Raw genomic sequence first — 9255 nt, forward strand, 5'->3', positions numbered from 1 at the left:
ATCACCGTCGGTTTGCCACTGGCAATTGCCCGCTCAACCGCTGGCCCGATATCCTCTTCGCGCTCAACATATACCCCTTCGGCGCCAAAGCCTTTGGCGATTTGGTCAAAGCGTACGCCTTTACCCCAGTGCGCTTCGGTCTCCGGTGAGTCTGGACCAACCTGTTTCTTCCAGCAACCCACTTCCAAGCCCCAAGCGTAGTCGCAGCCGACAATGGTGACAATCGGCAAGTTTTTGCGCGCTGCGGTTTCCAGCTCGGCGATATGGAACATAAACGAGGAGTCACCAGTCACTAACACGACGGGGCGTTTGCCTTCGGTCGCAATCGCCGCGCCAATGGCATAGGGTAAACCCGTGCCGAGGTGGCCGGTATTTTGGTTCCACACCAGATCACGGGGCTGAAATTGCGAGTAAGTCCAGCCGAAGATTGTCACCGAACCACCGTCCGCCGCGTATATGGCGTTTTCAGGTATGTTCTTGGTGGCCTCAACAATAAAGCGCGCTGGATGCACCGGCGAACCGCCAGTGGGCACTTCGCTCAGCAGCTTCGCTTTGAATTCTTTCTGCATAACCTTCCAGCTTTCGAACTCTGGCGAGGCACTGCGGGGCGTGGCGCGAATCGCATCGTTTAACTGGGGCACGATGTCTCGCAAATCACCGACCAAGGGCACATCAATGGGGCGGTTTACACCCATTGCCATGCTGTCGCGCTCAATGTAAATCCAATTGCGATTCGCGTCGTTTTGCTCCCAGTGGCGACCGATGCCCATGTGCGTTGGCTCGCCCAATTCAGTACCGATAGCAATACACAGATCAGACTCAGACGCCGCCGCGCGACCCGCCGGTGAGAAGCCATAGGCAAAGGTGCGGTCTTCCATGCCTTCAATGGTCATGCCGCAACCGGAGGTTTGCAGAATGGGGCAATCCATCAACTGTGCTAGTTCGCCAACAATTTTATGAGAACGCGACGTAAACATACCCTGACCAACTAACAGTACCGGGTTTTTCGCGGCGCGAATGAGTTCAACCGCCTTGTCCACCATCGGGGCGCTAGCCGCTTGATGCACCAGACGGTACTTTTCTGGTGGCGTAATCGGCGGCCAGTTGTAGGTCTCGTGGATCACGCTTAGTGGCAGTTCAATGTACACAGGGCCCGGTTTACCGGAAGTCACCTGGCGAATAGCCTCGCGAACAATCTCATCAACTTGATCTGGCTCTTCAACAATCGCCGTGTACTTCATTGACGATTTAAAATTTGCCACTTGATCAATAAATTGAATACGACCACGACGGGCGCGTTGGTATGCCGTGCGTGAACGCTGCCCGCCAAAGAAGATGGTGGGCGAATTTTCTTTGGCGGCAACAATCATGGCGGCCGCTAAATTCGAAATACCGGGACCTTGGGTACCAAAGCAAACGCCGGGCTTACCGGTCATCCGCGACCATGCATCGGCCATAAAGCCGCCTGCTTGTTCGTGATGGGGGGCAACCACATTCCAGCCGCGCTGTTCGGCCACCATCGCCATGTGGATAAAGCCGGGATCGGGAATACCAAACAGGGTATTAACACCCTCGGCTTCCAATAAATGTACGATACGTTCATAAACCGGTACTGACATATGCTGTTGTCTCCAAATTTTTTTTGCGTGGGATCCGCGCTACGACGACTCGAACCTCACTCCTTTGCGTATTTATTTTTCATCGAGTAAGCGTATTGAGTCCCGCCCCATAAAGCGCGCCAAATGACGGTGGAAATTAGTGATTTTTTGTTCCTGATGGGGATTGGGTAAGGCACCACGGAAACCTCGCGACTTCATGCCCTTTTGCACCCATTCCATATTGGCAAAATCCTGCGCTAATACTTTGCCCCAATTTTCTTCGGTTGGGTCGGCGTAAACCCATTCGGTTTTTGGCTCTTCGCCCTCGGGGAAACGCTCCAACGCATAAGACTCAAAAATGCATTTATTGGGGTCGTCGCCATAGGGACGGGTGCGGTAACACAGCGCAAATGTCACGCCCTGCAATATTGTTTGGTTCGGGAACAAGCTCCACGCCAAGCCCGCTTCCGCCTGTTGCTCGGGTTTTAACTCCGGCCAGATTACCCCTCGCGCGGCGTCGTCAGCCTTGGCTGATTTCATCCAGTGCGCCATTACCTCTTGCACCGGTGTGCCCTCGGGCAGCTCGTGCTGGAGGCGGCTTGCGGCATTGATCAGGGTTTCGGTTGAGGCCGCTTTATTGACCGTCTCGTAATTTTCCTTAGCCAGCTCATAGGTTGAAATACGCGGATCGCCCAAACCGGCGCGGGTAACACCCGTGCTTTGACTGGTCTTTTGACTGGCATCGCGCTCGTCAAAACCGCTCACCCCATGTAAACCATAGGGCTTGCTGTAGGCGTAAAACTGGCCGTATTTCAGCAACTGGGAATGGGTTCCGGAAACGTGATAAGGCTCCATAAACGCTTCGATAGCAGTTTTCCAGTTGCAGGGGTAAATCGCCCACTGGCGCCATTTAAAGCGCATTTTTTCGAACTCGTAGGGGCCGAGAATGCGATCTACTTCACCGAGGAATTCAAGCAAAGACTCGCTATCGGGATCCATATTGATATAGATCCAGCCACCCCAGGTATCGACTTTGAGTTCAGACAGGCAGGTTCGCGACTTATCTTCGAGGGCGCCTTGCCAATCGTCTTTATCAAGAATATTGGTGTTTTCGCCTTCTAAGTTGTAAGTCCAGCCGTGGAAGCCACAGACGAAATTTTTCTTTTTACCGCATACGCCGTTAGTATCATCCGGTGTGTTTACTAATTGACGGCCGCGATGCGGACAAACATTGTAATAGGCTTTCAGTTTGTCTTCGGCAATGCGCACCACGACTATCGATTCGTCGCCAACGTTGTAGGTCAGGTAGTTTCCGACCTCGGGTATTTCTTCTAGCCTACCCGCCATTTGCCACACTTTGGCCCACAGCATCTCCCGTTCATCTGCCGCGTATTCACGGGATAAAAAAGCTTCGGTGTTGTAGGTTAAAGGTTTTGACAAATCGTCGTCAGTTAAATTAAGCGCAGCAATTTTATTGTCTTTATTCATCTAAGCCTCCCACCATGAAAAGTAAAACCGGCGCGCCTGCAGCGCATCCGGTTTAGTGTGTAACATTGCGGCTCTTACTTGCCAGCTAGCGCCCATATTATTCCGGCGCTTTTTCGAGCTGCATGCCGGCAAGATCGCCTTTGTCACGCCAGTCTTGTACTAATTGCTCAAAGGCCGTCCAACCAGGGCCATACGACTCGCCTAAATACCAACGGTATTTTTCATTGCCGTCTTTGTCTACTTGCTTCTCGCCTTCGTTATTTAAGTAACTCGGCGTGCATTCCCGCTGCAGCTCTGAAACATCAAAGGCGGTTTCGCGGATATGCTTAACCCATTCATCCTGCGCTTCTTTGCTCGGTTCTACTGCAGCAAAACCGCGCTTCAAAACCTCACTGATAATATAGGCTATATGGTGGCCTTGGCGGTTAAACAGCTCGGGAATCGAAGCATTGAGGCCGCCCTGATACATACCGACAAAAAATTGATTCGGGAAACCGTGGCTCATGGTGCCGTGCAGGGTTTTATAGCCGTCACCCCAGTAATCGTAGATCGATAGGCCATTGCGGCCCTCGACCACGTCGAAGCCCCAGCGACGATCAAGGTCACTGGTGACCTCATAGCCGCTCGCGAAGATCATGCAGTCAATTTCGTATTCGACGCCATTCGCAATGAATCCCTTTTCCGTCATGCATTCAACGCCTTGCGTGGCAGATACATCTACCAGCTCAACATTGGGGCGATTAAAGGTTGGGAAATAGTCATCGTTAGACAATGGCCGCTTACAAGGAAAGCGATACCACGGTTTTAGGGCTTCAGCGGTGGCCTTATCTTCAACCACAGCGTCAACTCGGCGGCGCATACGCTCCATAACCCGGAAGTCCATTTCTTCGCGTCGAGCCATGAACTCTTCCATGGTAAATTCTGGCCAACCTTGGGCATCTAATTCCGCCATTAGGTTGCGGGTAATTTCAGTCCAGAAATCACATATTAAATCTGCTTCACCAGGCTTTAACATGCCTTCCATCGCCGCGCGGTGGAAGTTGTCTTGCCGCGCTTTTTGCCAGCCCGGCTCGAGTGACTTAGCCCACTCAGGATCGGTGGGTGGATTTGAGCGTTGATCGACGCTGGATGGAGTACGCTGCAATACATAAAGCTGTTTAGCGTGTTTGCCAAGGTATGGGATGGCCTGAATAGCAGTAGCACCGGTACCGATAATCGCCACGCGCTTATTGGCCAGTTTGCTTAGGTCTGGATTTTCTTGGGTGCCGCCAGTGTACTCGTAGTCCCAGCGCGCGGTATGGAACATTTTGCCTTTAAATTCGTTAATGCCAGGAATCGCAGGTAATTTCGGTATATTCAACAAGCCATTGGCCATGACCACAAAGCGAGCGCGAATGGTGTCGCCGCGATCAGTGCTAATACACCAACGCTTTATTGCGTCGTCCCAACGCATGGCGGTAATCGTGGTATGAAACAAGGCGTTATCGTAAAGGCCAAAGCGCTTGGCGATACTCTGCGCATAAGCGCGAATATTAAAGCCATCTTCAAACTTTTTAGACGGCATATAACCCATTTCTTCTAACAGCGGCAGATAACAGTAGGCGTCGTTATCGCACTGCACGCCGGGGTAGCGATTCCAGTACCACACCCCACCAAAATCACCCGCATGATCAATATTGCAAAAGCTACTTACACCGGCCTTTTTGAGGTGAACACCCGCCAATATTCCAGACCAGCCGCCGCCAAGCACCACCACGTCAATCTCTTTATTAACAGGGTCGCGTGGCACTACAGGCATATGTGGGTCGGCCGCGTAGCTGTGAGTGACATCTTCCGCCGGCCTTGCGTATTGTTTTTGCCCTTCTTGACGTACTCGCCGATCCCGCTCTTGCCGGTATTTCACCTTCAGCGCAGGAATATCAATTTCCTCAAGCTGAGGCACATTTGTGGGTTCACACTTCATATCCAACCTCTTGATAAAGCAACGCTAGTGCGCAAAGGGCATTAAGTAGCAATGTTATTATGAGCTTAAGATGCTATTATAAATCAACAGTGCTGTCTACTAAGAATATTAAAACTACGCTATCATCACGGCCAATAATCTCCAAAGAGCATGAGATTCCCTAGCGCCAACCTCGACTCAGAGCGACAAGCAGCATTATTTTGGTGGCGGCATAAATCTCGCGTTAAAACGGTACCGGAGTATTTTTGTGAGCATAAAAATAACAAGCCCGTGGTGGCAGCTAGTAGCAGCGATGCTCGCCCAAGCCATATGCGGGGGTAGTATCTTCTCAGCGTACAGCGTGGTGGTTGCACCGTTAAAAATGGAATTTGCGCCAAGCAATATGGTGCTAATGCTGGGTATGACGGTCACTTCCTTGGCATCAGGTCTGCTAAGCCCTTATTTTGGCGGCGCGATAGATCGCATCTCGATTCGCAGGCTAATGTTATTTGGCATTGCTTTGGTCGTTGGCGGCTTTCTGTGCTTGTCGGTGACAAGCTCAATGAATCAGGTGATTGTGATCTACGCTGTGTTCATGGCGACTGGCAGCATTTTACTTGGGCCCATTGCCACCTCAGCCCTACTTGCTCGCTGGTTTACCCAAAACCGTGGCCTAGCGATGGGTATTGCCGCCAGCGGCAGCGCACTTGGCGGCTTGCTGTTTCCACCCTTATTACAAGGCTTAATCGACGGCTTGGAGTGGCGCCTCGCCTTACAGGTATTCAGTGGACTTATCTTACTCGTCGCCGTTCCGGTGATTGCTCTGCTCGTTAAAGATTATCCGCCAGCACCGCTAAGCCTAAGCACAGACACAAACGAGACAGCCTCGCCAACACCAAGCCCAGCACCCCCACTCTCAAATAAAGCGATGATTAGCGACCCAAAATTTTGGTCAATGGCATTGATCATGGGCGCGCTATTTAGCGGCCCCATTGCCATTATCAGTAATCTTATTCAGCTGGTAGGTGAAAAAGGTATCACTCCCGGTCAAGGCGCACTTCTCATCTCTATTTTTTCCGGCGCAAACTTGGCGGGCAAACTGATCTTAGCCGCCGCAGCGGATCGCATTAATCATCATTTAGTTTTGGCTATGACCATGATCGGTATTGGCTTGGGCGTGATCGGCCTCAGCCAAACTAACACTTTCTATTTGGTTGCTGCGTGCTGCGCCGTCATTGGCTTGTTTTCTGGTGCCACGACGCCCGTGTGGAGCGTGATCCTATCGCACATATACGGTGTTAATCAGCTCGGTAAGATTATGGGCTTAATGAGTCTTTTTATTATGCCTTTTACTTTAAGCTCACCCCCGCTATTCGGCTGGGTCTTCGACACCAGTGGCAGCTACAACGTCGCCCTCTATGGCTATGTATCAATGCTCTGCGTCGCGCTTTTGCTTATCGCCAATTTGCGGCGCTTAACCGCGAGCACCGCCCTAGAAATCCACGCTGTAAAAACAGGGATTTAATTTGTACAGCGCGCGCAATATCAACTCGCTTCCGGTCTGCGGGTCAGGGTCGGCTCGTCGGCTTCAGGCATACCTGGAAATGGACCGTAGTCTGGGCTATCAACCATTGCCAGCGACATATCCATAGGACCGCGATATTGCAAACCAAAATGACGCCATTGAAACAGCCACTGACCATCGACTTCGACATAGCGGTCGTAGTAAATACCCAGCGCCAGCGACGAACTACCGTCGGGCATTTTGGTAAATTCTGTGCAGGAGATACGACCGATAGCCGTATTGCCGTTCACCTCCAGCAGTGGCAGACCAAGAATCAAATGCACTTTTTCGGTAGCGCCCAACAGCAGTGCAAAGGTCTTGCGAATTTCCTCTCGGCCGCGCATATGCATTGCTGCCAGTTTCCATTCGCCAGTCTCAGCAAAGCACTGAACAAATGCATCTGCATCGCGCCGAAAAACCGCGTCACTGAAACGCGCATGCAGCTGACGAATACCCGATTCGGCTATGATAAAGTCGTTCATTCCGTATGCTCCTATTGCGATTTTATTTTTCTTACTTCATACCGCGTTACGAAAAAAATTTTCATTACAGCAAAAGATAAAGTATGGATTCCTTTGTAGCCAAGGACAAGCTCAAGTATTCTTTTATTAATTTTAAAACAAGGATAAAAAAAATGAGTAACACACAAAAGTACAGTTTAGCGCCGATTCCTCCCGCCGATTGGAGCGACAATATCGTTAACGCGCTAAGCTCATTTCCCGGCGGTCTAAAATACGTATCATCGCACTGGCAAGAAACCGGCGAGATCGCACGCGGCGCTTACGTTCTCGGCACTTTGGCCCACCACACCGATCTCGCCAAAGCTTTTTTAACATTTAATAATCACGTTGCCACTAATAGTACTCTTAGCGCCCGTGAACGCGAGCTATTAATTCTGCGTATTGGCTGGCTGCGTAAATGTGAATACGAATATATTCAACACGTTATTTTGGGCAAAAGAGCGGGCCTACTTGACGACGAGATTGCCCGCACCCAAATTGGCCCAGATGCCGATGACTGGACCGGGCAGGATGCAACACTGATGCGGGTTGCCGATGAATTAAATGCCGATGCCCGGATCGGTGATTCAAACATGGCCGAACTCAGCAAGCATTACAGCGCCCAGCAAATAATGGACATGATATTTCTTATCGGCTGTTACGAATCTGTCGCCATGGCAATTAAAAGTTTTAATATTCCGCTGGAGCCTGGCTCGCCAACTTTAGACGACGAGACTCGCCGTAAAATGTTTAGCCAATAGCGAGCGATGTCAGGAAGCGTGTTTAAATATCGCGCTTCCTGCACTTATTTTGGAGCAGTCACGCTCCACACCCCCGTTGCATCCATCACATCTTTGCCGTCGACTTTTAAGACACCCCGCGCGAACATCATCTTACGCCCCTGCCGCAATATTGTTGCCTCGAGTTCAACAAAAGCCGGACCGCGAACTGGCGCTAAAAAATGGTTATCGAGATGAATGGTAACGCAGTGCGCTCGCCCCGAGGCCTCCCACACTCGCAGCGACAATCCGTGATCCATAAAACTCATTAGCACGCCGCCGTGCACAAAGCCCTGCGCATTGTGATGACTTTCGTCGAGCTGCACACCATAACACCAGGCACCATCGTCGCCGCGGCGAGTCCACAAGGCACCCATGGACGCGGGAATACCTTTCATTTCGCGGCGCGTCCATTCCGGCGGCGCAGTACCGGCAGACTCTGCGGTTAATGGTGGACTCTTACTATTATCTGAACTCATTTACTTAACCATCACGATTTAGATTCTGACGCCATCTTAAAGCTGAAGCGCAGATGGTCTAAATGCCCTGTGGGTACCGGCGGGAAAATAAGTGGCTCATTAGTATTGCGAATCGCGTCAATTTGCTCGCCGATTTGCTCTACCGTCCAACTTGGCTGATATACACCGGGGGTTTCTGCCGCGTAGGCCCGCGCCACCCGACCCGCCGCTGAGGCCAGCATCTCGCCGCTCACCGAGCAGGACTCGTGGGCCAACCACGCCACTGCTGGTGCAACAAGTTCTGGGTCCATTGGCGGGAACGCGCTGGTATCAACACCTTCAGACATTCGGGTAACTGCCGCAGGAAGAATAACATTACTCTTGATGCCAAATTCTGCGCCTTCTAATGCCGCAACATTAGACAGACCGATTAAGCCGGCCTTTGCCATGCTGTAATTAACTGCGCCGACGTTGCCGTACAGGCCGTTAATTGAGCCCGTCATCACGATTCGGCCATAGCCGGCTTTTTTCATATGGGGAAACGCTGGGCGCACGACATGGAAGCCGCCCCGCAAATGCACATCTAAGACGCTCTCAAAATCGTCGTAACTAATTTCATCCAGCATCGCACGCCGCACAATACCAGCGTTATGGATTACGATATCAACACGGCCGTAATTTTCTATAGCGCAGTCAATGATTGCTTTGCCACCCTCGGCGGTTGCCACCGACTCGGTACAGGCGACCGCCTCGCCCCCTGCCGCAATAATTTCCTGCACAACCTCTTGCGCTGGGCCGGCGTCAGTACCGTCACCCTTCATACCCACGCCGGGATCGTTAACAATTATTTTTGCGCCCCGCGACGCAAGCAATAAGGCATAACTGCGCCCCAAGCCGCGACCCGCACCGGTGATTACCGCGACGCG

Annotated in this window: 8 protein-coding genes; 2 read left to right on the forward strand and 6 right to left on the reverse strand. The window is 51.6% G+C overall.

What is annotated here, in order from left to right:
• The 3 genes from ABYT30_RS11310 to ABYT30_RS11320 form a co-directional block, all read right to left on the reverse strand.
• A partial coding sequence (locus ABYT30_RS11310) for a thiamine pyrophosphate-binding protein (RefSeq protein ID WP_373096530.1) occupies positions 1-1619 on the reverse strand: 1619 nt, incomplete at its 3' end.
• Positions 1620-1691: 72 nt separating this feature from the next.
• A complete protein-coding gene (locus ABYT30_RS11315) occupies positions 1692-3086 on the reverse strand; it encodes an aromatic ring-hydroxylating dioxygenase subunit alpha (RefSeq protein WP_373096532.1) in 1395 nt (464 codons plus the stop codon).
• Positions 3087-3183: 97 nt separating this feature from the next.
• Entirely contained in the window at positions 3184-5049 is a 1866-nt protein-coding gene (locus tag ABYT30_RS11320; RefSeq protein ID WP_373077552.1) for a flavin-containing monooxygenase, read from the reverse strand.
• Positions 5050-5296: 247 nt separating this feature from the next.
• Here ABYT30_RS11320 and ABYT30_RS11325 point away from each other — a divergent pair, with 247 nt between their 5' ends.
• Positions 5297-6553 (forward strand): MFS transporter, encoded by a 1257-nt coding sequence (locus ABYT30_RS11325; RefSeq protein WP_373096534.1) that lies wholly within the window; start codon positions 5297-5299, stop codon positions 6551-6553.
• 20 nt (positions 6554-6573) lie between these two features.
• On the opposite strand, the gene ABYT30_RS11330 is transcribed toward ABYT30_RS11325, so the two are convergent.
• A complete protein-coding gene (locus ABYT30_RS11330) occupies positions 6574-7074 on the reverse strand; it encodes a nuclear transport factor 2 family protein (RefSeq protein ID WP_373077557.1) in 501 nt (166 codons plus the stop codon).
• 152 nt (positions 7075-7226) lie between these two features.
• Here ABYT30_RS11330 and ABYT30_RS11335 point away from each other — a divergent pair, with 152 nt between their 5' ends.
• On the forward strand, positions 7227-7853 hold the full coding sequence (locus ABYT30_RS11335; RefSeq protein ID WP_373096536.1) for a carboxymuconolactone decarboxylase family protein: 627 nt from the start codon (positions 7227-7229) through the stop codon (positions 7851-7853).
• Positions 7854-7897: 44 nt separating this feature from the next.
• On the opposite strand, the gene ABYT30_RS11340 is transcribed toward ABYT30_RS11335, so the two are convergent.
• Together ABYT30_RS11340 and ABYT30_RS11345 are read right to left on the reverse strand one after the other, a co-directional pair.
• Complete coding sequence (locus ABYT30_RS11340) at positions 7898-8350, reverse strand: PaaI family thioesterase (RefSeq protein ID WP_373077562.1); 453 nt, start codon at positions 8348-8350, stop codon at positions 7898-7900.
• Between the two features lie 11 nt (positions 8351-8361).
• A partial coding sequence (locus ABYT30_RS11345) for an SDR family NAD(P)-dependent oxidoreductase (RefSeq protein ID WP_373096538.1) occupies positions 8362-9255 on the reverse strand: 894 nt, incomplete at its 5' end.

Origin of the sequence: Zhongshania sp. (assembly GCF_041623545.1) — a bacterium.
Lineage (GTDB): Bacteria > Pseudomonadota > Gammaproteobacteria > Pseudomonadales > Spongiibacteraceae > Spongiibacter.

What these genes read in the sequence shown, in the direction of transcription:
- ABYT30_RS11315 (WP_373096532.1), bottom strand. Translation starts at nt 3,086, where the DNA reads ATGAATAAAGACAATAAAATTGCTGCGCTTAATTTAACTGACGACGAT.
- ABYT30_RS11330 (WP_373077557.1), bottom strand. Translation starts at nt 7,074, where the DNA reads ATGAACGACTTTATCATAGCCGAATCGGGTATTCGTCAGCTGCATGCG.
- ABYT30_RS11335 (WP_373096536.1), top strand. Translation starts at nt 7,227, where the DNA reads ATGAGTAACACACAAAAGTACAGTTTAGCGCCGATTCCTCCCGCCGAT.
- ABYT30_RS11340 (WP_373077562.1), bottom strand. Translation starts at nt 8,350, where the DNA reads ATGAGTTCAGATAATAGTAAGAGTCCACCATTAACCGCAGAGTCTGCC.
- ABYT30_RS11320 (WP_373077552.1), bottom strand. Translation starts at nt 5,049, where the DNA reads ATGAAGTGTGAACCCACAAATGTGCCTCAGCTTGAGGAAATTGATATT.